The sequence below is a fragment of the Agrobacterium salinitolerans genome (assembly GCF_002008225.1).
Classification (GTDB): domain Bacteria; phylum Pseudomonadota; class Alphaproteobacteria; order Rhizobiales; family Rhizobiaceae; genus Agrobacterium; species Agrobacterium salinitolerans.
On record NZ_MRDH01000005.1, the window covers coordinates 167,880 to 191,878 of the forward strand.

At 61.0% G+C, this 23,999-nt stretch carries 21 protein-coding genes; 5 read left to right on the top strand and 16 right to left on the bottom strand.

Annotation, left to right across the window (positions count from 1 at the left end; genetic code table 11):
• Positions 1-88 precede the first annotated feature (88 nt).
• The 3 genes from BS627_RS03585 to BS627_RS03595 form a co-directional block, all read right to left on the bottom strand.
• Positions 89-730 carry a hypothetical protein gene (locus BS627_RS03585; RefSeq protein ID WP_245306982.1) on the bottom strand — a complete coding sequence of 214 codons (642 nt, stop codon included), beginning with the start codon at positions 728-730 and terminating at the stop codon, positions 89-91.
• The gene (locus BS627_RS03590; RefSeq protein ID WP_245306984.1) at positions 727-1,065 is read right to left on the bottom strand and encodes a hypothetical protein; all 339 of its coding nucleotides are present in this window, start codon (positions 1,063-1,065) and stop codon (positions 727-729) included. Before BS627_RS03590 ends, BS627_RS03585 begins: the two co-directional genes overlap by 4 nt.
• Before the next feature lie 1,256 nt (positions 1,066-2,321).
• Positions 2,322-2,807 (bottom strand): hypothetical protein, encoded by a 486-nt coding sequence (locus BS627_RS03595; protein ID WP_077981918.1) that lies wholly within the window; start codon positions 2,805-2,807, stop codon positions 2,322-2,324.
• Positions 2,808-3,123: 316 nt separating this feature from the next.
• Between BS627_RS03595 and BS627_RS03600 the strand changes: the two genes are divergently transcribed.
• Complete coding sequence (locus BS627_RS03600; RefSeq protein WP_077981919.1) at positions 3,124-4,161, top strand: IS110 family RNA-guided transposase; 1,038 nt, start codon at positions 3,124-3,126, stop codon at positions 4,159-4,161.
• 635 nt (positions 4,162-4,796) lie between these two features.
• The gene (locus BS627_RS03605) at positions 4,797-4,994 is read left to right on the top strand and encodes a WGR domain-containing protein (RefSeq protein ID WP_338065689.1); all 198 of its coding nucleotides are present in this window, start codon (positions 4,797-4,799) and stop codon (positions 4,992-4,994) included.
• A 95-nt stretch (positions 4,995-5,089) separates the two neighbouring features.
• Here the strand turns inward: BS627_RS03605 and BS627_RS24455 are convergent, their stop codons facing one another.
• Positions 5,090-5,254 carry a hypothetical protein gene (locus tag BS627_RS24455; RefSeq protein WP_165691118.1) on the bottom strand — a complete coding sequence of 55 codons (165 nt, stop codon included), beginning with the start codon at positions 5,252-5,254 and terminating at the stop codon, positions 5,090-5,092.
• A gap of 395 nt (positions 5,255-5,649) precedes the next feature.
• Between BS627_RS24455 and BS627_RS03610 the strand changes: the two genes are divergently transcribed.
• On the top strand, positions 5,650-5,928 hold the full coding sequence (locus BS627_RS03610) for an HU family DNA-binding protein (RefSeq protein WP_077981920.1): 279 nt from the start codon (positions 5,650-5,652) through the stop codon (positions 5,926-5,928).
• Between the two features lie 64 nt (positions 5,929-5,992).
• On the opposite strand, the gene BS627_RS03615 is transcribed toward BS627_RS03610, so the two are convergent.
• The 11 genes from BS627_RS03615 to BS627_RS03665 all read right to left on the bottom strand — a co-directional run bounded on the left by BS627_RS03615 (position 5,993) and on the right by BS627_RS03665 (position 19,411).
• Positions 5,993-6,325, bottom strand: coding sequence for a hypothetical protein (locus tag BS627_RS03615; protein ID WP_077981921.1), 333 nt, complete (start codon positions 6,323-6,325; stop codon positions 5,993-5,995).
• Between the two features lie 57 nt (positions 6,326-6,382).
• Positions 6,383-6,706, bottom strand: a complete 324-nt coding sequence (locus tag BS627_RS03620) for a DUF736 domain-containing protein (protein WP_077981922.1) — start codon at positions 6,704-6,706, stop codon at positions 6,383-6,385.
• A 582-nt stretch (positions 6,707-7,288) separates the two neighbouring features.
• Positions 7,289-7,708, bottom strand: a complete 420-nt coding sequence (locus BS627_RS03625; RefSeq protein WP_077981923.1) for a hypothetical protein — start codon at positions 7,706-7,708, stop codon at positions 7,289-7,291.
• Positions 7,698-7,958 (bottom strand): type II toxin-antitoxin system Phd/YefM family antitoxin, encoded by a 261-nt coding sequence (locus BS627_RS03630; protein WP_077982003.1) that lies wholly within the window; start codon positions 7,956-7,958, stop codon positions 7,698-7,700. Before BS627_RS03630 ends, BS627_RS03625 begins: the two co-directional genes overlap by 11 nt.
• 65 nt (positions 7,959-8,023) lie before the next feature.
• Positions 8,024-8,965 carry a DUF2493 domain-containing protein gene (locus tag BS627_RS03635; RefSeq protein WP_077981924.1) on the bottom strand — a complete coding sequence of 314 codons (942 nt, stop codon included), beginning with the start codon at positions 8,963-8,965 and terminating at the stop codon, positions 8,024-8,026.
• Between the two features lie 325 nt (positions 8,966-9,290).
• Positions 9,291-10,328: a DUF7146 domain-containing protein gene (locus BS627_RS03640; RefSeq protein WP_077981925.1), complete on the bottom strand. Its 1,038-nt coding sequence runs from the start codon at positions 10,326-10,328 to the stop codon at positions 9,291-9,293.
• 12 nt (positions 10,329-10,340) lie between these two features.
• On the bottom strand, positions 10,341-14,774 hold the full coding sequence (locus tag BS627_RS03645; RefSeq protein WP_077981926.1) for a strawberry notch-like NTP hydrolase domain-containing protein: 4,434 nt from the start codon (positions 14,772-14,774) through the stop codon (positions 10,341-10,343).
• Positions 14,775-14,905: 131 nt separating this feature from the next.
• Positions 14,906-15,160 (bottom strand): DUF6117 family protein, encoded by a 255-nt coding sequence (locus BS627_RS03650; RefSeq protein WP_077981927.1) that lies wholly within the window; start codon positions 15,158-15,160, stop codon positions 14,906-14,908.
• Between the two features lie 103 nt (positions 15,161-15,263).
• Positions 15,264-16,454: a DUF932 domain-containing protein gene (locus tag BS627_RS03655; RefSeq protein WP_077981928.1), complete on the bottom strand. Its 1,191-nt coding sequence runs from the start codon at positions 16,452-16,454 to the stop codon at positions 15,264-15,266.
• Positions 16,455-16,526: 72 nt separating this feature from the next.
• Positions 16,527-17,183: a hypothetical protein gene (locus BS627_RS03660; protein WP_077981929.1), complete on the bottom strand. Its 657-nt coding sequence runs from the start codon at positions 17,181-17,183 to the stop codon at positions 16,527-16,529.
• Between the two features lie 104 nt (positions 17,184-17,287).
• Complete coding sequence (locus BS627_RS03665; RefSeq protein ID WP_077981930.1) at positions 17,288-19,411, bottom strand: ParB N-terminal domain-containing protein; 2,124 nt, start codon at positions 19,409-19,411, stop codon at positions 17,288-17,290.
• Positions 19,412-20,297: 886 nt separating this feature from the next.
• On the opposite strand from BS627_RS03665, the gene BS627_RS24795 reads away from it, so the two are divergent.
• A complete protein-coding gene (locus BS627_RS24795; protein ID WP_245306986.1) occupies positions 20,298-21,407 on the top strand; it encodes a hypothetical protein in 1,110 nt (369 codons plus the stop codon).
• Positions 21,408-21,409: 2 nt separating this feature from the next.
• Positions 21,410-22,018 carry an RES family NAD+ phosphorylase gene (locus BS627_RS03675; RefSeq protein ID WP_245306988.1) on the top strand — a complete coding sequence of 203 codons (609 nt, stop codon included), beginning with the start codon at positions 21,410-21,412 and terminating at the stop codon, positions 22,016-22,018.
• Between the two features lie 439 nt (positions 22,019-22,457).
• On the opposite strand, the gene BS627_RS03680 is transcribed toward BS627_RS03675, so the two are convergent.
• Complete coding sequence (locus BS627_RS03680; protein ID WP_077981931.1) at positions 22,458-23,819, bottom strand: hypothetical protein; 1,362 nt, start codon at positions 23,817-23,819, stop codon at positions 22,458-22,460.
• Between the last annotated feature and the right edge of the window lie 180 nt (positions 23,820-23,999).

Sequence of the window (23,999 nt, forward strand, 5' to 3'; positions counted from 1 at the left end):
GAGAAACTTACACTGAAGTATAATTATCAGCGGCAAATGGTTTGCTCAAGCGGGAAAAGCCGAATGCCGTTTGCGGACGCCCAGAGCACTAAATCGGCGATTCCGTGGCCGCCATCGGGAGTGGATCGACGCGCCCCCAGAAGCGCAAACCAGCTCGAAAGTATCGCTTTACATCGTCCGACCGGATACGGATTTGCTCGCTGTCCGGCGAGTGTCCAGCGTTGATGTCTACATATTCGGTTCGATCATAGGTCCAAAGCCTCGGAGCCGCAGCGCGAAGCTTTGTGCTCGCCCGACCATCGCCGTGACGCACGACGTTTGCCACCAGAAAGGCCTCGATCAAATCGGGCGCAACGTCATCTGAACTACCATCAACACCCGCCTCCTGGAGGCATTCCATGAGCAATGCCTCGAAACCCTGAGTGCGGACATCGGGGAGCCGCGCGTGGCCAAAAAGGTGACGCGCCCAGTGACGCAGTTGGCGTTCGAACAGACCTGCGGTCGTCAAGACGAAGGCTTTGGCGGCCTCGTTGCGCGTGTGAGCATCGACTTGCGCAGCGGTCCTGTCGAGATAGACATCTATTGTATCGACATCACCGAATTCTAGCGGCGGCGGTTCAAGAAGATTGTCAAAAGCCGGCGCCACAACGCGCTCATAAAAGCGGAAGAGATTTGCCTGGAAGATCCGCGGCAGTTCGTCTTTGGGATGGATCATGGCTTGGTCGATCAAGGACGCCGAGGCTGCTTTCTTCCCTGTCTCTCCTTGATCTGACGTATCTCGGCGAGCTGGCCCTTGAGGACGTCAAGCGCGTCGGTCTCGTCCTTCGACAGATTCTCTAAAGGAACGTGGCGCAGTAGCACCTCCAGCGCATCACCAAGTCGTCCGATTTGCCGGCCATAGCTGCCGACCTCGTCCAAAATAGTCTGCTCCGTCTGAGGCGCGGGTGTCGATCCCAAATCGATGTTGATGAACCCGAACTGCGCCCCCTGCTGGTAGAACGTCCACGGATTGATGGCTTGCCAAAGCTTCTCTGGCGCTACAGCAAAGCTGAAGGATTTCATCATGAGGACCTCGTTGTTAGCGGCTGCAGTCTAAGTGAAGAGAGAATGTTTGACGATTGCGTGCTGATCGATTTCCAGCAAGTCAATGAGCTGACCCGGCCGTCCGACTTGATGAACACCGGCAACCATCGCATCTACAGATGCAGTTGTATATTGCGAAGCAGACGGCACCACTCGCAGCTTAATCGACGGAAGGCGCGGCGATCACCGATCTGCCGATCCGCCGTTTCACTCGTTGGTCTCCGCGCTCATTCTCTCGTTTGGGCATTCCCCGATTGAGCGTTATCGCGTTTGAGCTCATCACGGAGGAGCTCGTTTGCGCATTCGCACATATCAGTAGTCGCACAATGACCGGTCCGCCCATTCACCTATTCGCCGACGCGCGGATTTGCCGTATCGCGAGGTCACCGATCCACTCGTCTGCGCGTCGGTTTATTCGCTCATTGCGCGCGGCGCGCACTCGCAGATCCACTCATTCACCTGTTCGCGCATTCGCCGATGCGCGTAGTGAGCGAACTGCCTATTCGCGTGATCGCGAAAGCCCCCAGACGCATATTCGCTGATCAGCGCCCTTCCGACGGGACGGCCCGCCCTCCGCTCCGCCTCCCCTTTCCGGCTCCATGAGCTTTCTCGCCGCACATCGTTCTCGGCCGGGCACCCGACCGAACGCGGCCGCGTTTGGGCTCACTCAGACAATCGCCCCTCGGGCGAAACGGCTATTGGTATACCAATAGCCTATCCTGCCATCTCTCTCACCGAACCCATCTGGCCGCCGTGCCCGAGGCGCCCATGCTGTTGCGAGTCGTCAGACAAAGCAACAGCGGTCACAGGCTGATTGTCTGTGACCCGCGCCGGAGGGACAGCACGGTGGGCGGATGGGTTCGGTGAGAGATGCTGAAGCGAGCCGTCGTCGTGAGCTGCCGGGTGGTCGTGACCGTAGGGAACGGGCATCGATGGCCGGCGAACGATGCGACGGAGCGCGCACCGCAGGAGAGGAGGACCACCTGCAGCGGATGCCTAAAGCATGATGGCGCAGCGCAAGGTGATCCTCCTCTCCGTATTGTTTGGGGAAGTCGCGGCAGCGTCCGCCTACCGGCCCGAAAGGCCGTGCGGGTCTTTACCCGCACCACAGGGAGAGGGGTGGTTGAGGGGAGAGGCGGCAAGTCTCTCCCCTCAAGACCGCGCGCAGGCTCCACGACTGCAAGGGGACAAGCCTGCGGAAAAGACGAGAGACGGCAAGAGCCGCCTCCCGTCCCGCATCAATCGGAGACGACGTGTGCGATGCTGATCGCGATGTCCGCCTCATTGCGGATCGCACCGACGATCGGGGCGAGCGTGCCCAAGTCATCATCGGTGAGTGCGACGAGTGTCGGATAGGCGACCTCTATGCCGTCGCAATCGGCCAAGAGCGTATTATGCCATTCGCCGCCGTTTACCCGGTACTCGTGAGTGTCGAAGTCGATTTCGAGATCATCGAGCAGTGTGATCCGGAAACGGGCAAAGCATTCCTCTTCGCCACGAAGCTGGAAGGCGACAAGACCTTCCTCGTCCGGCTCGCTGGCGAGCTGGCGCTCCAGCGCCGTTATGGATTGTACCCGCGCAATTGCCGCTTCCAGGCCGTCAACGAGCCCGTCATGCAGTTTGAGCAAGATTTCATCCTCGCAACCTATTCGATTTGCGAGCACGATGAGCCTGAAGCCCGCAAGCACTGCGAGCTGATGGACGTAGTACCAGGTATCGGACATATCAGTGTCTCCTTTCCGTCTCTGACGAAAGGAGGCCGCACCGTAGCCGCGAGGGGTCAGGGATCGCGGAACGCGACCGCCAGCGGCGGCAAGCGGAGGAGCCGATTTTCTGGCGATGGCCCGAAGGGGCGGCGGCGGAAAATTGAAGGGGCCGCGCCGTCCTTGACGCCGGAGTGGCGGGTGCACAATGGGACGTCAGAGATGGGGTAATCGGCTTAGAACCCCAGCTTCCAGCGAAAGAAGGTGCTGCGCTTCGAGCTGATGATAAAACGTGGTCTGAACCACCAGCCACAAGCATCAGGAAAGGAAGCGCAGCATGAAATATTATGCCGGTCTCGATGTTTCCGTAAAGGAAACTTCTGTTTGTATTGTTGACGAACGAGGGACAATTATCCGGGAACGCAAGACGGTGAGCCATCCCGCCGACCTCGTGGCAATTCTGAGTGATCCGCAGTTGCTTCTTGAGCGGGTTGGTCTTGAAGCAGGGCCGCTATCTCAATGGCTGTACGAGGGGATGGCCAAGGCTGGGCTGCCCGTGATCTGCATCGAGACACGACACACCAAGGCGTTTCTCAAGGCCCATACGCCGAACAAGAGCGATCGCAACGATGCACGAGGCATCGCGCAGATGATGCGCGTCAATCTGTTCCGCCCTGTGCATGTGAAGACGCTGACAAGCCAGAAGCGCCGCGCCTTGCTGACAGCCCGCAAGATGCTTCAGGAGAAGGCGATCGCCATCGAGAACGACATCCGCGGGATTCTGCGCAACTTTGGGCTCAAAGTCGGTGCGGTCGGCACTTTCAAATTCGAGGATCGTATCCGTGAGCTTGTCGAAGGTGCGCCCGATCTCGTCGCCATCATAGAGCCGCTCTTGGCCGGAAGGGGGAAGCTGCGGGAGGAGTTCAAAAAGCTGGACCGCCAGGTGCTGAGAGAAGTGAAGGTGGACCCAGTGTGCAGGAGATTGATGACGGTTCCCGGCGTCGGCCCGATCGTGGCGCTGGCTTATACCTCGACAATCGATATCCCTGCCCGCTTCCGAAGCTCGCGTTCCGTCGGAGCCGTATTGGGGCTGACGCCGATTCTCAATCAATCTGGTGAGAGCCACCGAATAGGCCGGGTCTCGCGATGTGGCGATGCAATGATGCGAGGACTCCTCTACGAGGCCGCGCAGACCCTGCTGACGCGAGTGGCAAAATGGTCATGGCTCAAGGCGTGGGCAATGAGTGTCGCCAAACGACGCGGGGCCAGGAAGGCTATCGTTGCGCTGGCCCGCAGGCTTGGGGTGATCCTGCATCGGATGTGGAGCGACGAATCTGAGTTCCGTTGGTCACGAGAGGAGCTGGCGGCGGTATAAAAAATCTCCGAAACACGAAGTTCTGCCTGACGGCGGAAGACGTCCTTCGCGGACGATGGATGATGCGAGTCCGCTTTCTCTCTTAGTCCGGTGGTGTAGCGCACCATCAGGTTGCGTCAGAGCTTGAACCGCACCATTCTTCTGGTCCCATGGTGGGAGGGCTTAGGGGCCGATCCCGGAGAGAAGCGCGGGCCGCGAAAAGACGTCAAACGCCTCAATATTTGCAAGCTATGAAGTGCTTGACCTCAACACGCCGATTAGAGAAGAGAGATAGCCCACGGCGCCCCCCGGCGCCGTGTCCGTATCCGGCGTCCAGCCGGCCATGCTGTCTATCCTCGGCCTTTGTCATGGAACAGTTGTACGCCGGCCCGACAGCCGCGAGAGCGGGCGTCACCCGAATGGGACGAAACCCGCCAGGGGTTCGGTGAGCGATAGCGAATAGCACCGTCCGCCGCAGGCGGCTCGCCCGTCACGCACAAACCATCATCGCCGTGAATCAATCGACAGCGACCGATTCAAATATGTCGTTGGACGCAAAGTCTCGCCTGTCCGATTCTTGCATCATGATCGCACAGCCCTACCAGCTCTATGTCGAACGCACGGACGCCAGGAAGAACATGGCACGGTTCTATGCGATGTCGATCGAACCGACGCTGTTCGGTGAGATATGTGTCGTGCGCCGATGGGGCCGCATAGGTTCCGGCGGTCAGAGACTGGTCCATCATTTTGAGAGGGAAGAGGAAGCGGTCGGCCTCTTCCTTGAACTTCTGCGGCAGAAGCGGAGGCGCGGCTATGGTCCGAGATCGTATTTAACGCGATTGGCGACTGTCTAACCGATGGCGAAAGGATGTCCGGCGAAGCGATGCTTCGAGCCTGACGCGCCGGTCGACCCGGCGCGTCAGGCTCGGTGACATGGCGAAAGCCGCCCTCAGAAGGGCGGCTCAGCGTCGATTGCGCCCTCCTGTTCGGCCATGATGACCGCCAACTCGGCGCAGGCGAGTTCCAGCTCGACCTCGATCTCGCGGCGTTCGTCGGGATACACGGCATTTCGCAATTCGGCCCGCAGCTCTTCGATGTGTTGTTCCAGAAGCATTGTCGTCTCCTTGACGTTTGTGAAAGACGACGCGCGCGGTCATGGGGGCGTGGCGGGGTCAAGGATCGCGCCAGCGACCGGCGGAGCCGGCGAGTGGGGGAGCCGATTTTGTTGGAGCGCAGGGGACCGGAGCGGAGGCAAAATTGGGGGCACCGCTCGTCCTTGAGACCGGCATGCTCCCATGGCATCCTCGAACGGACTGAGCAGACATTTCCTCTCCGTATCGCACCCGAAGTCGAAGACGGGCTCGATGCCCGTCTTCGGATTATCTTACACCTGACCACGTGAATAACTGTGGAGATCCGGGCTTTCCGCGCCATTTGCCGTAGCGTGTCGATGACAGCGCCGATCGGCAATGGCAGGGATTCTATATCTGACACGATGCGGAGAAGAATATGACGACTACAAACGAAATCGCCGACAAGATCGCAAGCGAGCATGGGCTGACCAAGGTTCAGGGCAAGGCCATCGTCGAGGCGGTAATCGCCTCTATTACCGCAGCCGCGGTTGCCGGCAACGAAACGTCGCTGCCCGGCTTCGGCAAGTTTAAAGTGAAGGAGACGCCTGAGCGCGAAGCGCGTAACCCGGCGACAGGTGCGACGATCAAGGTGGCCGCTGCCAAGAAGCTGGCGTTCACGCCGGCCAAGGCTCTCAAGGACGCGCTGAACAAGTAGCCTGGTCGGCCAGGCAAAAAAATAGCCCGGCGCTGTGCCGGGCTATTTTCGTTTTCGGTGTGCGTTAGCGAGCGGGTGTCCCGTTGATAAGATCCTGAATGATCGTGTCGCTGACGGCGTGATGCGCTTCGCGGCCATGATCGTCCAAGAGCTTGTGAAGAATGCCCGACGCCAAGGGTATGAAGTCGAAACCGCGTGCGATTGCCGCGGTCCGCAGTAGCGACAGTGTTTCGAACTCTCGGACGTTCGTCCCCAGCCAGAGTTCGAGGTCCTCGCCTTCGTCATCAGGAAATGCCCGAAGAAAAAACGTCTGAAGCGGGCGGTCGTATCCGATAATGGCATCCGGGTCAGCGTAGTGGGATGCAGTTCGGGTTGCAGTAATCTTATAGCGGCTCATGGCGGCCTCCTTCGAATTTGGGGAGGCCGGCCCCGATGTCGGGGCCGGCAGTCCGGTTCAGGTCGGGCTGTTCCAGAGGATGACCTTCTTGCCGGGCTCACCGCCGGGCGCCGGAGCAACGTTTCCGAAAATCACGCCGATCTCGGGTGCTTCGATCTTCGTGGAGATGTATTCCTCGCCGGTCTGGCGGGAGATACGGTTCCAGCCTGCGCCGATCTCGAAGCCGGTCTTGCGGTGGATGATGCGGTAGTCAGGGGCTTCTTCGCTCGCCTTGCTGGCGTTCGGGACAAGGGCGATCGGGGCGTTGACCCGGATGGTGGCGAAGACGCCTTCGAGAGTGCCGTCGGTCTTTTCGGTGAGGGTTGCGATCGTGGTAGCCATGGGATTGTCTCCTTCGTTGCATCGGGACCATTCCCGATGGCGCCCGAAGAAGGGGCTGCGCCGCAGGCGTCACCGAAGCTTTAGCGGAGGGGAACCCCCTTGCGGGGTTGACGCTGATCGCGGCCGGTCCCTTAGAAAGGCGACATAGAGAACGGGAATGGTCCTTGATTGCGGCGTCGGCAGGAGACCTCGCCTTGGCTGCACTCGGCGGACCCGCAGAGTGCCGAGCTTTTCGCTTGCGTCGGTGGGTGTTCGGGTCAACGGATGCTGGCCGCCAATTATCTGACGCGACGCCAGAGGTCAGCACCGTCCTGATCCCATAGTCATTGTCAGAAATGGCTTCGCTCGGTGTTGCGCTTGAATTGCCGAACACCGTAGCGCGACTACAGCTCGGTTGAAGTGAGGTCACAACACCGGTTTGATTGCCGGGCGTCGTTCCCGCGCGGTGATGGTCAGGAAAATGAGACCAGCCAAAAACACCCGCCAGTCGGAGAGTTGCCTCTTGAGCCGGCCTCCGACATTAATGGCGCCGACGATGTAGTCGCCGGAGATGTGCCGGATGATGACCGTTTCGATCGCCGCTCAATCGAGGCGGTTGACCCGACCGGATCTGCCGCGTGCTTCTGCGAACAGCCTGGCGATCTTCACCATGAAGGGTTTGCTGAAGCGGCCGAGAATGTCCTGGCCCGGCTCGATGTACCAGGAGCGTTCGACGATGTCGTAATTGTATTCGTCGGCCATGATCCAGCACTGCTTCAGATCGCTCAAGCCCGCACGCTTGCGCTCGATCTCCGGGATCTCCAGGGCGGCCCGACCCGTCTGCGGCGGCTGCGTGGTGATGGCGAGAAGGGCCAGATGGGTATTCCCATCGGAGGCGCTTCGGATGGCGATGACGACGCAGACCGGGCGCTGTTTGCGGCCTTCGGTCTCGCCGCGCTGCTGCTGCCAGGCCCAGAGATATGGATAGGAGATGACTTCGCCGGGCCGGAATTCATGGCTCATCGTCGTAGCCTTCGCCGCGCGCCAGCCGGTCGATCGCTTCATCGAACAGTTCCGCATGCTCGGCGGGCATGTCGGAGATATGATAGGCGCGGCGGGGGTCGCCGCCCGCACGCATACGCTCGTAGTGCTCGTAACTCATCAGCACAAAGCGAGGCTTCTTGTGGCGGGTGAGCATGACCGGTTCGCGGCTTGCCGCATCGGTAATATCGCCGATCTGTTTGTTGAGGTCGCCTGTGGTAAACTGCTTCATCGCTGCTGGTCTCCGCTGGACTTCCCTATATTCCATGTTTTCCATATTTTCAAGGAAAACGGCGCTCACGCGCCGTCTCCTGACGCCTGCCAGACCGGGATTCCGAGGCGACGTGCCTTGTCGGCGAGATTGCCGGTGATGCCGTTTCCGGGAAAGACGATCAAACCGGCGGGCATGACCGACAGCATCTCGTCGTTGCGCCGGAAAGGCGCGGCTTTGGCGTGCCTGGTCCAGTTGGGCTTGAAGGCGATCTGCGTGACCTTGCGGGCCTCCGCCCAGCAGGCGGCGATGCGCTCGGCGCCCTTTGGCGAGCCGCCGTGCAAGAGCACCATGTCGGGATGCTTGGAATAAGCTTGGTCAAGCTTGGCCCAGATCCGCTCATGATCGTTGTAGTCCATGCCGCCGGCGAAGGCGATCTTGGTGCCGGCGGGGATCAGCACCTCGGTTTCGGCGCGCCGACGGGCGGAGAGGAAGTCGCGGCTGTCGATCATCGCCGCCGTCATGTTGGAGTGGTTGACCTTGGAGCCGGTGCGTGGCCGCCAGGACGAACCCGTCTGCGCCTCGAACAGGTCGGCCGCATAATCACGCATGAACTCGAAGGCGTTGCGGCGCTCCAGGAGCGTGATGCCCTCGGAGATGAGGCGTTCGAGCTCGACACTCTTCACCTCCGAGCCATCCTGCTCGCGCTGGCCGGTGCGCTGTGCCTCCTCGTTGCGATCGAGTTCGCGCTGGATGCGCTCACCGGCGCGATGGAAGAGATTGGGGATCGACCAGAACAGGTCTTCGAGATCGGGTTCCAGCCGGGTGTCGCCAAGCATTTCTGCGAGGGCGTCGAAGATGGTGGTGATCGAAGACTGGACCTGGGGCTCCTCCGGCAGTGGCCGCGGATCGGGCTCGTCCTGAAAGGGACGATAGCCGAAGACCTGCATCTCGTAGATGAAGCGATCAGTCGGGGAGGACGTGTGGTGGGGCTCGAAGGTGTCGTCGGGTTGAAGGATCAGGTCCATGATGGTCTCCGTCGGTTTGGGCCGCGCCTCTCGCGGCCTGACGGCGAACCCGATCACGCGGGCCGAGGCCGGAACCGCAAGCGGAGCGCAGCGGCCCAGCGAAGCGCCGGGCGGCGGAGGGAGGGTTTCTTGATCCGCGAGGAATGACGGACCGCACCCGCGGTCTGGCAGGGGAAGAAACCCGACCGACCCGCTGAAGGCCCGGAGGCTCGCGTGGTAAGGGTCGCCTCTCGGCAGGCCCGCGGGCGCGCGTCCATCCTGTGAGACCGATGGACCCGCCCTTCGCCAGTGCCGCCGTCCCCTCCCCAAGCCTTTGCGCCCGGCTTCAAGAGTGCAGGAATGCCATCGCGTCTTCCGGGACGAGTTGCGCCTTAAGGCTTGCGGTCAGCCGGTCCGGCCCCAGCCAGCGGAGATCCTCGTTGAAGTCGCCGAGCTCCGGCGACAGCACCAGCGGCAGGATTCCCTCTTCCTGTGCCCAGCGGCTCAAGCCCTTGATCCCATGCCGGCCGGCGGCATCCGCGTCGGCGGCGATATAGATGCGTCGGCATCCCGGGGGCAAGCGGAGGCCGGCAAGGTGATTGGCCGTGAGCGCCGCCACCATCGGCATGCCGGGCATCACGTGTGAGAGCGACAGCATGGTCTCAAGCCCCTCGCCTGCCGCCATCACCGGGACAGGTGCATTGACCGGAAAGCAGAAGCGGACGCCGTTCCCGAGGAGCCCGCCAAGTGCGCGGCGCGGATCGTCGACCTTCGCCTTGCCGTCGCCCTCGGGATCGAGCCAGCTGCGATGCACGCCGGTGATGGCCCCGGCACGGTCAGTCACGGCGGCAATCAGGGCCGGATAACTAGTGGCCCGGGCGGCCACGAGATCGCGATAGTAGCACGACGGATGGAAACGGAGAGCCGCATGGCCGGATGCCCTCAGGATACCGCGCTCGCGCAGATAGGCATCGGCCAATGTGCCGGCCAGCGGCTGTGTCATTCGAAAGAGGCGCCTGGCCCGCTCAGACGCCGGCCGCTCGACCGTCGCGGAATTTTGGGCGTCTCTCCTGAGAGACGAGACCGGCTCCGGTCGAGGCAGGCTGAGAAAACGGCGCACTTCCTCGGCGACGTCCCGGAAGTCGACCAGACCGCAGGTCTCGCGGATGAGATCAAGCAGATCGCCAAACTGCCCTGTCGCCGCATCCGTCCATCGGCCGGCGCGAGGACCGGCCAGATGCACGTAGAGCGACCGGCCCTTGTTGTTATCGACATCGCCCACGAGCCAGTAGTTGCCAGCACGGCGGCCGGCGGAGAGATAGTGGCGGCAGACCGCTTCCGAGTCTTGCGCGAGACGGTCTGCCAGATCCGAGGCAGCTAGCATGGCAGACCTCCCTCATGACCGGCGCGCGATATCGACAAGGCGATGGCGCTCGATCAGCTTCGACAGGATTTCCGCACTCTCATCTGTGACAGGCACGAAGAAGCGCAGCTTCCAATTGATCATCTCGGAGAACAGGCCGACCGACCGCAACCAGTCGCGCATCCCATCCGTGAAGCCAGTCAGTTCGACGCGGTATTCGTTCATGACACGCACCCGGCGCAGCGTCATGTCGCCGGCAAGCCCGACGATAGAGGAACCGTCGACAAGCGATGGCCACGCCTGGTCGGCGCTCAGCACTTTCGTCTGATCGATCCCGAAGTTGCGGCAAAGGCCGGCGAGCCGATCCGGAGCGATGACCCGGCCGACGATCCGCTCGCCGTCATCCGTCTGCAGACGCCGCACGCGGCAAAAGTCCTGGGGCAGCAATTTCCAGATCGGCAGCAACAACCCGCTAACGATGTGCATCGTCGACGTCGAGAATTCCGGCACCGCGGCGGCTTCGGTATCCCACGCGATGGCGAACGCTTGTTCGTCAACCCCCTCCCAATTGGTCTCCTCAAGTTGCCGGACTTCGAAGCGCAGCTCGTCCATCGGCCGGATTAGCGACACACGCGGCTGAATGGAGCCGTCGTCCAGCATGATCGAGCGGGTCGGGACCATCACCGCCGGCCGGCCCGACTTGCCATTGACCATCAACTTGGCGCGCGGTTCCTGCTGCACAAGCTTCTGAACCTCCTCGAGCTGCATCGGCGCATTGCGATCGCGGCGTTCGATGGTCAGCAGGTGCGACTGCGCGCCGGTGACGGGATGGGTGTAGATCAGCTGGCGCTGGGTGACCGTCAGGCTGTCGGCGGTGATCGTCTCCAGGCCCTTGTCATAGATGTCGGCAGCAATCGCGCCTTCGATGCGGGCGGCGAGCAGTTGCTCGAAAGCCTCGAACAGCACGTTCTGCATGGTGATCGTCAGTGCCAGCATGCGATTGAGGAAGGTCTGGATCGGCGGCAGCTCGTCCTTCAATCCGCCCTCCTCCGATGTCAGTGACAAGCCGGTGATGGTTTCGAACGTTTCCAATGAGCAGCCTTCGATCCTGCCGACATGCAGCAAGCCGTAGAATTGCCGCAGCGCGTCCCGGGCATATTGAGACTCGAGATTGTCCTCGGACCGGAACATGCCCTGCCCGCCGGTCTGGCGTTGACCACGGGTGATGGCGCCAAGCGTGTCGAGACGCCGGGCGATCGTCGAGAGGAAACGCCGTTCTGCCTTGACGTTCGTCGCGATCATCCGAAATCGCGGCGGCTGCTTCTGGTTGGTGCGATGACTGCGCCCGAGACCCTGGATCGCCACGTCGGCGCGCCATCCGGCTTCCAGAAGGTTATGCAAGCGCAGGCGCTGATTTTTGGCGGCTAGATCCGCATGATAGGATCGCCCTGTCCCGCCAGCGTCGCTGAAAACGAGAATGCCCTTCTCGTCGTCCATGAAGGCACGCGCCTCGTCGAGATTGGCGCTGCCAGGCCGGTTCTGAACGGCATAGCGGGCGATCGCGCTGTTGTCCTCGCAGCGGACGATGCGACGCGAGCGACCGGTGATCTCGGCCACCTTCTCGGTACCGAAGTGCTGGACGATCTGGTCGAGGGCCGTCGGGATCGCCGGCAGGCTGCCGAGCGTTTCGACCAGCTCGTCACGGCGACGCTCGGCTTCCCGGCAGATGACAGGGTTGCCGTTCGCGTCATGAACCGGCCGCGAGCTGAGATTGCCCTCGGCGTCGGAAAATTCCTCGAAGAGCTGCACCGGGAAGGAATGCATGAGGTAATCGATGACATATTCCCGCGGCGTCACGTCGACCTGGAGATCGCCCCATTCCTCAGTTGGGATCTGTGCCAGCCGGCGCTCGGTTAGTGCCGCCCCCGTCGAGACGAGCTGGACGATAGCGGCATGCCCATCCTCCAGGTCTGCTGCAGTCACTTTGAGAAGAGCAGGCGTCTTCATCGAGGTCAGGAGATGATTGAAGAAGCGCTGTTTGGAGCTTTCGAAGGCCGAGCGCGCGGCAGCCTTGGCATTTTTGTTCAGCGTGACGGATTTGCCGGCCGCGCTGATCGCACCAGTGATGCCGGAGGCTTCCATCGCGGCATCGAGATGGTTGTGGATTACCTGGAATGCTTCCGCATACGAGTCGTAGATGCGGATCTGTTCCTCGGTCAGTTCGTGTTCTAGAATCTCGTATTCGACACCTTCGAAGGAGAGCGAGCGCGATGCATAGAGGCCCATGGCCTTCAGGTCTCTCGCCAGAACTTCCATCGCAGCGACACCGCCATCTTCGATCGCGCCAATGAACTCGGAACGGGTCGGAAAGGGAAAGTCACTGCTACCCCAGAGGCCGAGGCGTTCGGCATAGGCGAGCGCCTCCACTTCCGACGCGCCGGTGGCCGAGACATAGACGACGCGGGCATCGGGAAGAGCGCGTTGCAGCCGGAGCCCCGCCCTGCCCTGCTGCGATGCCGCTTTGTCGCCGCGCTCGGTCTTGCCGCCGGCGGCGTTGGCCATGGCATGACCTTCATCGAAAATGATAACGCCATCGAAGCTTCTTGCATTCCCAGTCGCGGCTTCTCCGCTCCCCGCCTCTTGACCGAGCCAGTCGACGATCTGCTGCACGCGTGAGCGTCGGCCCTCACGCTCATCGGTACGAAGCGTTGCAAAGGTGGTGAAGAGGATACCTTCTTCCAGCTTGATCGGCTTGCCCTGCCGGAAGCGCGACAGGGGGGTGACCAAGAGCTTCTCTTGGCCCAACGCGCTCCAGTCGCGCTGAGCATCTTCGATCAGCTTGTCGGATTTTGAGATCCAGACATGGCGTCTGCGGCCTTTTAGCCAGTTGTCGAGAATAATCCCGGCGGCTTGGCGACCTTTACCGGCGCCTGTTCCGTCGCCTAGGAACCACCCGCGTCGAAAACGAACAGCGTTTTCCGCGTCGGATGCGACCGCCTTGAGATTGTCAAAGGAGGTGTCGACGCTCCAGTGCCCGGCAAGATAGCCGGAATGGGCTTCACCGGCATAGATGACGCATTCGAGTTGGGCGGCGGAAAGATCGCCGCTTACGACGATGCACTTCGGCAGATGTGGACGATAGCTTGGCTTTGGTGCTGCCACCGAGGCCATCGCGAGAGACTCGACCAGCGTGTCCGGATGCGGTTTTGCGTCAGGGATGTGGATCGACTGGAGCCGGTAGGTTTCGTAGATGCCGTCAGCAGCGCTCGCCTCATCCTTCGGCTGAGCGTCCCGCAGCTCGTAGGAGAGTTCGATGATCTCGTCATCGAAGGCCGCCGAACCGCCCGCAGCTGCCGGCTGCGCCTGCGCGGTGGCCGGGCGTTGCGACGAGGCGACTGCTAGGTAGGCGCGAAGACCACCGTTGGAGCGTTCACCGGTGGGGTTTCGCGCCGGAGAAGGCTGGCGGGGTGCAAGATCGGTGATCCAACCTAGCAACTGGTCGAGATCGTGTGCTGTACCACTCGAAGTTACGAACGTTGACGGATCCTCTGCCGGGATCTTATCGATGACGGTGAGGCGCGTTTCCATCGTCGTTCCATGACGCGCATAGATGCTGCCGTCGATCGCCGCGGTGAACAGCACCGTGCCCTGCCCCTGCAGTCGAACGAAGGCGTCGCGCCACGCGGGATTGTCGGGAGAAAAGCTTGCGCCGGTGATCGTGACCAGCCGGCCACCGGGAGCGAGGCGAGCGAAGGCGGAGGAAAGATGTCGCCAGGCGGCGTCGGCGACACGACCTTCGACGTGGACGCAAGCCGAGAAGGGCGGGTTCATCAAAACGACGCTCGGTCGGATGGAACGTTCGAGGTAATCGTCGACATGCGCGGCGTCGTGCTGCGATACGGGAACGCCGGGGAAGAGCTGCTGCAACAACGAGCGCCGAGCAGCCGCAAATTCGTTGAGCACCAGGCGGGCTCCTGCCAGTTCGGCAAAAATCGCCATAAGGCCGGTTCCAGCCGACGGTTCGAGAACCGTGTCAGCAGGCATGATACCGGCAGCACGAGATGTGACATAGGCAAGCGGGATCGGCGTCGAGAACTGCTGCAGGGCCTGGCTCTCCTCGGATCGGCGCGTGTGGGTCGGCAGGAGCCGCGCCACCTTTGTCAACATCGCGAGCGTCGATTGGGGCGAATGGGTGCGGGAAACGATCGCTGGCCCGAACTTGCGCAGGAACAGGATTTGGGCGGCTTCGGTCGCCTCATAGGCATCCTTCCAGAGCCAGAGACCCTCGGCGTCACTGCCGCCGAAAACTTCGGTCATGATCTGTCGCAGGTCACCTGAAATGACGACTTTGCCTTGCTCCAAAAGCGAGGCGATCCGACCGGCAGCTTCTATAAGTTCGTTATCGCGGCTTTTGGTCTCAAGGCGCGAAGGGGCGGAAACAGTTTGAGGATGCGAGATGATGTTCATCGAAGAATGCTCCAAGAGAGAGGAAAGAACAGCGGAGCCCAACGTCCTGCCGAAGGTTCGGAGGAGCGAAATCGGGCAGCCAAGGTTGGATCGAGGATCGCCAGCTAAAACTCTCAGCGATTGTCAGCGGATTAGGCTGCAGGGCTCGCAATGAAGCCGGTTGGATCGTCGGGATCGGGCGGCAGGTAGGCGCCGTATGGATCGCCGTCGGCCAGATGGCCAAACGGCGTGAAGACATATTCGCCGCCGTTGCGGCCAACGGCACAGAGTACGTAACGCGGCTCGCGTGTAGACGCATCGAGGCATTCCATGAGAGCAAGATTGCCATCGGATGCGGCGCGCAGCAGCGTTTCGAAGTTTGTACGGGCACGATCGGGGATAGCCATTGAGTTCTCCAGACAAAATGACGCCCGGCGCTTGACCGGGCTCTAGGGTGACGAAGAGGGGCTCCGCAGACGCAACCGGGTCTGAGCCAGGCGAATGAACATGTCAGGAGGCACTCTCCAGCAGCTTCTTCGCTTTGCCTTCGAGTTCGAGACGCGTGTCCTGATTGGTCTTGGTGCGCGCCAGCGCGGTGATGCCTTGCACGAAGTCGAAGATCGACTCAGGGGGTCTCCCCTCCTCCGACAGCACCATCTCGATCACCTTGCCGGTCTCGCCTTTCGAGAAGCCTCGCCGACGCAGAAAGGTCTCGCGGTCGTCGTCCTTGCGCGCGACGACGCGCTCGCGTGCCGCCTTGATGCCGGCGATGAACGGAGCGGGTGAGGAATTGGCGAAGCTGGTCAGCGCGGGTGCTGCTTCATGCGCAAAACGCTGGGCCGCGAACTTCGAATGGCGGATGGTGATCTCCTCGAAATTTTCCGTGCCCCAGAGGTTTCTGTTGGCGCAAACTGCCCGCAGATAGAAAGAGGCAATGCCGAGTGTCTTCGATCCAACTTCCGAGTTCCAGGCATAGAAGCCGCGGAAATAGAGGTCGGGCTCGCCGTTCGGCAGTCGCCCTGCTTCGATCGGATGGGTGTCGTCCACCAGGAACAGGAAGACGTCGCGGTCGCTGGCATAAAGCGTCGTCGTATCCTTGGTAATGTCTACAAAGGGATTGTGGGTCATCGTTGCCCAATCCAACACGCCCGGCACTTTCCACATCGTGTCGCCGGTGCCATTGCCAGCGATCTTCATCACCGCTGAGACCAGTTCATGGTCCCAGATCCGACCGTATTCCGGTCCGGTGACAGCTCGCAGTTCGAGCCGGCCATCGTCCATCTCGAGCGTTTTTACCAGCTCGGCACGGTGATTGAGCAGGCCGTGCTGCAGGTTGATCGCCGCAAGCGGCGCCGGCAGTTGCCGCATATAGGTGGCCGGTGCGCCAACGAGGCTGCAGAGCTGGCCATAGCTCCAGTGGGTCGGAGAGATCGGTTGTCGCTGACCGGGAACGAGAAGTTCAAGCCGCTCCGCATTGTCGCGGGTTGCTTCGACACGGATCGCAGCACTTTCGATGGTGCGAGCATGGGCGCGCTCAGCGCGGGATCGAACGGTATCGTAGAGATCGGTGAGTGACAGGAAGCGTTCGTCGTCGGGTCGCGAGAACCATTCCGACGAAACGCGGCCGATCCGCTCACCGCGCGAGATATCGACCTTGAAGCCGGCGGAAGCCGGTTGGGCATTGGAAGCAAGTGAGGTCATTGCGTTGTCTCCATGAAACGGAAACCCGGCGCGATGGCCGGGCGAGGTTGAGGGAAGTGGGAAGAGGAAAGATCAATCGGACGTTAGCCGGTGGTGCGCCGACCGGATCGCCGAGAGCGCTGCCTGGAATTCGGCGCTTCCGAGCACGTCGGAAAAATCCATCGTGGTGGCGATGGAAACGCACGCGGCATGGACCTCGTCGTCGGTCACTGCCTCGGGTGTTAGACCCCTAAAACTCGGGTCCACCTCGAGCACTGCCGCGATTGCGTCGCGCACGCCACCCTCCCCCAGGCTAACTAGGACGTGCGAAGGCTTAGGTGCGTCAATGGGCTCTTCAGGATCCGGATCGCTCGCGAGAATGGCCTCTCCTCGCGCGATCGCCCAGGCAGCTCGGGCGAGCCAATCGGGCGACGGGGGGCGGGTCGCACTGATGTCGTCGAACAACATCTTCAACAGTCCGAGCAGGATCTCGAAATGTCGCGCCCGGCGCTGAACAGGTTCCTCGAACTGCTGCGGGATCTGGAGCGGCGGACCTGCATAGGCAGCTTGTGTGCCGTCCCAGATACCGGTGATATGAACTGGACCGGAGGAATCAAAATCCTTCTCGGCAATATCCCAGCTGTCGTCGTTGATGGCGGCACGGCACGCCGCGTCTAATGTGTCGGCCGTGTAAGTGCGGCGCCGGAAGATCGGAAGATGATAGGTGGTCTCGATGGTGAAGTCAGGCATGGGTGCCTCCTGAAACGAAAAAACCCGGCGCGATGGCCGGGCTGTTTGCATGGAAGACCCGACCGCAACGGCGATCCGGTCAAGCTGATGGGACGCTTTCGACGCTATTCGGCGGCTGCGAGATGCTTGCCGTCGATCCCGCTTTCGGTATCGCCAGTGTCATCGTCCGATGTTTCTGGCTGGTCGAGCAGGAAAGCCGGCAGGTCCTGAGCTTCCCCAGTCTCAGCATGATCGGAACCGACGGTCTCTCCGAGGGCATCGCTTTCGCTGATGCCGTCCTCGACCGTCATGCGAAGCGGTTCCGGTAGCCAGCCGCAGCCTGTCATTAGCCGTTCGGCCTCGCGGGCCATGTCGGTCTTCTTGAGATGGCCGATCAGTTCTGCCGACTGGTCGCCCTTGGCTTCTCGGACCGCCTGCAGGATCCGCGCCTTGGTGACGCGGCCGAGATAGTTTTCGGCTGTCGGCGTCCAGCCGGCTTCCACCATGTCGAAACCAATCGAGCGGGCCAATTGCTCTGCGTGGGCGATTGCACGGGTGCGCTTATTCCAGGGCTCGATCACCGCGTTGAGCGACAATGCGGCACAATGCGCGAACAGAGCCTCCCGGCTGACCTCGTCGAGCGTGATCAGGAAATCCCAGAGATCATTCGGATCCTTGGGAAGATCCTGGCCCCAGCCTTCGTGCCGCTGCTCGATCTCTTTCGCCCAGACCGTATCGCCGAGGCCGGGCGTCTGGGCGAAGCGAGCGCTCTGCAGCGTCACCTCCAGGCATGAATCCGAGCCGTACACGTAGAAGGTCTTCAGCGCGAAGGCATGCAGGACCGCAATGAAGGCGATGACAGGATCGTTCGCGAGCGTATTGCGCAAGGCCACCGTGCGCGCCGCTGTCAGATCGAGAACCAGGCGATCAGGAAGCGGTTTGATCGTTTCGTCCTCGTCGTACGGTTGGGTAGCCTCGCCGCCTGCATTCCCAGTTGCCGGAAACCCGCCGCCATGATCGTCACGTTCGTGACCGACATCAGCCGAGGGATGAGCTTCATCCTTCGGTTCGTCCTCGGGCCGCACGAAGCCACGCTCTATCTTGAGCTCCCCGCCGGCGCCGAGCGAGACGAAGACACCGCCGCGGGCGACCTCCTGCGGATCGAACACATACGGGCGATCGTTCAGGCGGTCGAGCTCGCTGCCGAGTTCCTCGAGCTTTTGTTCGGTCGCTTCCGAGTACTCGTCTGCCTCCGAATATTCTGCGTCGAGCTTATCGTATTCGGCACGCGTGGCATCATAGCGAGCCAGTTCGTCTTCCGTCATTTCCGCCTGCTCGCCGTAGAAGCGGCGCAGGCCGGACGTGTGACCGTAGGGAAAGTCGAAGGCCGCTTCGACCCACTTCCAGCCTTCGTTCAAGCGGATCGTCTCGGCGTCGGCCTTCAGCTTTTCCATCACAAGCTGCTCAACCAGCGCCGGGTCCTGCAGCCATCCGCCCTGATCCTGGTCGAACAGATCACGCATGGTGACGCCTCCCGCCGCCTCGTAAGCTTCGATGCCGATATAGACGACGCGGCGGTCGCTGGCGCGGATCGCAGTTTCGGTCAGCAGCCGGCGAATGTAATAAGGCTCCCGGCTATGGGAGCGCGAGACCGTGTCCCAGACCTGCTCCTGGCGAACACGGTCGTTCGTGATCGAAAACGCCATGATCTGTTCGAGCGTCATCTCGTCCTCGGCATACAGATCGAGAAGCCGCGGCGAGACGGAAGCCAGCCGCAGGCGCTGCCTGACCGTCGCCACAGAAACGAAGAAACGCGCGGCGATCTCCTCCTCACCAAGCCCCTGCTCGCGCAGGGTCTGGAAGGCGCGGAACTGATCGAGCGGATGCAGGGATACGCGCTGGACGTTTTCGGCGAGCGAATCCTCGACTTCGAGCGTTTCGCCCTTGCTGACGATGCAGGGAACGCCTGCCGTCTTGGCCAGGCGCTTCTGCGCAACGAGGCGCTCGAGGGCGCGATACCGGCGCCCGCCGGCCGGAATGCGGTAGATGCCGGTCTCGTTGCCTTCGCCGTCCAGCTCGGGACGGACGTTGAGGCTGGTGAGCAACCCGCGATGGGCGATGTCTTCCGCCAGATCCTCGATAGAGACGCCCGCCTTGATCTTGCGGACGTTCTGCTGGCTCAGCACCAGCTTGTTGAAGGGAATATCCCGGGCTGCACTGAGGGTGATTTTCGATGTGGCCTGAGCCATGTCGTTTCTCCATGACGGACCGGCCGGAGCATCTCTCCAGCCTCCTAACCCGCCACAAATCCTCTGTCCCTCCTCTCCCTCTATTCCGCTGGTTTCGGCCGTAACGTAAATCACCTCTTCCCCTGATTGGGTTAGGTTGTCTATCCTTCTATTTTCCTCCGTGATGCGGATCGATCTGGCCAAGGCATTCTCTCCAAAGTGAAACGCCTCCTCTGTCGAAAACCCGCGCCAGTCGGCGCCTCGTTACTCTCCGCAGATAACGTCGCCCTCATCATCTTGATGACGGTGCTTGTCGTACGCTCCTTAACTGGGACGTTGGCACGGGCTGTGAGCTATAAACGCCGTATAGCGGCGCTCCGATGTCCTAAAGACAGCGATAAGCCGCGAAGGCTCGAAAAACGCCGGTCGACCGGTGGAGCGCTCGGCATGCGCGAGCCTGCAGGTAGGCGGCGTTTCCTGCCCCCTCTCATTCATCCAGAGGGCCGATGGCTGCAAGGGCGCGAGAAGAGCAGGAAAAATCGCCAGCCAGATCCGGCGGGCCTCCCTTGGGGCCAGACTGCTGCAAGCGCCAGATGCGTCAGGGATGCAAGCCTTTCGAAGGGAAAGACGGGCATGACGCCAGCTTCAGCGGAGCCGACAGCCTGGGCGGCCATGCCCGTCTGCTCACCTCATGTCCAACCGGAACCCTAACTTGCGAACTGACTATCGATAAGCGCACTGACTCGGTAGGTGATGCGCCGGCGAGGCAACGATCTTGCGCAGTGCCGGGGGCGGCGACCCAACCTGCATGTCACGGAAACACGGCGGGTTGATGAAGTTGATAAGATGCCCTATATAACTGTCAACCATCAACCTTGATCCGCTCCGGCGGAATGGAGAACCGGCCATGGCAGAAGCTCAGATCGCCGTCGGCATTCCGGAGGATATTAGAGCAGTAGTGGAACACGCGGCCGACCGCGAAGGCCTTCATCTCTCTGAATGGATTCGTCGCGCCCTGCTGCGCGAGGCTTCCGAACGGCCAACGACCCTAAATTGGCACTGGAGGAACATCCTCCTGCATCATTACCCTTCGGCATCCGTAAGTGAAGACATTGCAGGCCTTTTGCGTACCTACAGCGACGAAATATATCCCTCCAATTCCTTCCCAGGCAGTGGATTGAGCAACTTTGAAACGAAGACATTCGGGATCTATGGACTAGCACTCTTTTCGTCCCGGATTGACCAGGGTGCAATCTTGCTCAGTGCGGCTTTGATCGAAGGGTCGATGGGTCATTTCCGGCCTCTTCACGCTCGCACCCGGATCAACCGGCCCCGCTCGTGGCTGGACAGTCTGGTGGTCAGTTGCCGCGACCGGGCCACAGAGGTTCGGCAAGCCTTGCAATTCGAGTGGGAACCGACAGGTCGGGCCGCCGAACTTGCGCTCGATGCGTTCAAAACCTTGAGCGAATTGACGCAGACGAGTTGGGAGCTCCAAAGATTGTGCCAGACCGACCGTCCACGCGCATTCCACGAGTTGGCGCGCCATCTGGAACTTGCGACGCAACAGTTTGAATTGAATGCGCGGCTTGTCGCCGAGGTCGAGGCTATAGACGCCCCTTCGCCTGTGTCGGACCGGCTGAACGACGTCCAGACCAATCTTCTCAACCGAGCCGGCGGCGGCTTGTCGCTAACGGCGGCTGCCGACCGTCTCGGCATCTCGCGACAGGCGCTGCACAAACGGGCCAAGACTGGATCCGCACTTGCCCTCATGCAGGGAGACGAGCTCGTTCTGCCATTGGCGCAATGGGTCAGCACCGGAACGTCTCTGACCTGGATCGACGGCCTGCCCAAAGTCATCAAGCTGTTTAAGACAGCAGGTGGCTGGTCCGCGTTGCAATTCTTGATCGAACAGGATCCGAACCTTGGCACGACGCCGCGACTCGCGTTGATCGATGGAAGGGTGGATGACGTCGTCTCCGCAGCCGAGGCTTACCTGGGAATAGAGGGAGAGGCATAATCGTGATTGCCTCGCGCTTTGTGTCCGGTCTGCGTGCCGTCACGCTTCCGGCCGGCCACGGTCTTGTCCGCGTGCATCCGCTCGCTCGCGGACCGGTTTTCTTTGGACCGGCCCCCGGGAGCCGCCCTCAGAACCGCTTCGATGCGCCAGACCAGGAGTATCGGGTCCTTTATGCCGCTGAACACCTCGAGGGCGCCTTTGTCGAGACCGTATTGCGCCGGCCGGTCGGTCGGATCCTACGGCGTGCCAGCGTCGAGGAGCGCGGATGGAGCATTGTGCGGCCCTCACGGCCTCTTGCCCTTGCCAAGCTCTTCGACGACGGCCTGCAATTTCACCAGATCGATGCCAGCGAAATCAGCGCGGATAATTATGCTCCCTCGCGGGCACTAGCGCTCGCACTTCATACCGAATTCAGCGACCTCGATGGTCTCGCCTACCGGTCACGATACAATAATGGCGAGATCTGTTACGCAATCTTCGACCGCATAGCGCTGGGCGAGTTCGACGCGGAACCTGTCTCGCCTTTCGGAGACCACAAGGACAGGGTCGATGCGATGATGGAGCTTTATGGCGCCGTCTTCGACACCAGCCTGCCCATTCCACCAATCTAGGTCACGATCTCATGGCGTCCGAAATCTCTCGTAGGGCGACAAGGCGCGAAAGCCGCAAGGATTGCCAAAGGCGTGCTAAAGCAAAGCGCGCGCTAGACTGCACCGACGATGACAAGAGACACATAGTCTTCAAACTCTGGTCAGCGGAATAATCCTCGTCGAGCCATCTGAAAGTCGTCATAGGCGGAAGGCCAAGGGATCGCCGACAAGCCGTTCGCCGGTCACAAAATCGGACGAAGTCGTGCTGCTTCCGCTGTCACGATCACACGCTTTTCGGTTGCGACGGTTGCCCGTGGATAAAGCAGGCTGATCGATTCTTCCTCCAATGAATCCAAGATCGATATCGCCATCTCTGGCACTTCAGCGACCGTTGTCGTCGTGTTGCTGAACCCCGGGGCTGCGCATTCCGCTCCTGCTTCTTGACCGGCCGTTGAGATATTCAGCCTCCAAGAGCGCTCCAGACATCCTTGTATGAAGGTTCTTCTTCAGGCTTTCTGCGAAAACCAAGGGCCTCGACATAGTCGAGGTCACGTTGAGGTGCTCGAGCGCCAAGCTCGATCAGTACCAGCCGTTTCGCGAGGAGGTGTTGGACATCAATCGCTTTCGCACCGAGTCCAGAAACGGGAGCGCCGATTGCTGCAAGAGCTGCACCAATGGAAGAATGTCGGTGGCGGGGCTGGACGAGCACCTTTCCTAAAAAGGTAGCCAGATCGATGGATACATCCTCATAGCGCACATTGCATTTCGATTCCGGTAACGTTTGGATCGGTCTACCGGGATTTCGGCGGAGGACCTCCCGTAAAAGCGCCTGGCCTGGAGCTATTGCGAAAGGTCGATGGCGGACGTTTCTTGGATAGATCAGGTAATATCCATCACGGTGTGCAGCGGTCAGCGCCCTGACCTGGTGGTTCGTCCCGAAATTTTCCGAATGGCGATAAATATTTGTGACGAACGGATGCTCCTTGTCTTCCATCTTTCCTTGAACGACGGCGGCGCTGACAATGGGATGTCCGTCTTCCTGTCCCAGATAAGCAACGATGATGAAGTCGGCTCCAGTATTTGGCTCGACGACCGTCTTCTCCGTTTCCAGCACTCCGATCTCGATCGGAAACGAAGCGTCGTATCCGAGCGCCGATGCCATTTTCCTCGCCTCGCTCTTTGCGGCCGACTTTAAGCCTGCAACCACATCGACATTGAAATTCGCCTCCTCTGGTTCGGCGGGCAAATGGGTGATGACGTCATGCTCCACCTTGTGTCCCATCCAGTAGAGGATAGCGGCGGTATTCGGCTGCCACGAAGCGACCCGCCCGGCCGCGTCGAGAGTTTCGCCCATTATGTCAACGGGGCTCTTGCCATGAGGCTCGATGGCAAACCAGCGCCCAATCGTCGCCATGATGGCGGCACTCGGCTCGGCCGAAAACAATGCATACTGGTCCTCCTCACGCAGGTGAAGAATGGACTGGACGCGCTCCTTGAATTCGACCTCGTTGACCTGCCAGCGGCGTGGGATGTTCAGCGCTGTGGCAAGCGCCTCCGCGAAATGCCGACACCTTATCTTTGCTGCAATCTGACGGAGTATCGCCTTGCTCGCGTCGGAGAGCTCTTCGTGAATGCCGTTCCCAACGCCCCAGCTGTTGAGTTCCCTGGCCAGCGTCGTCAATAAGTAGCCTAGCGCTTCAAGTTCATCCTGTGAGGGTAATCCGGGTCTCGGTTTCGGATAGCGTACCCTGCGCTTGGCTTCCCTTAGTTGCTGGGCGGTCAGGCGTTGTTCAATCGCAACGAGTTCTAAAATTTCGTCCATCGGCAGGGGTCCCTTGTGTTGCGGCCTGTCTAAATGCGCGGGACAAGCGCCGCTAGCTTGGAGATCCTGTTCCGATGAAGACGGTCAACTGAGTGTTAATTCGGCCTTGAACCTGACGCGCCAACACAAAGTCGACACGATCGCGCGGGCAAACAGGCGATGTGAAAACTATTGCAACCA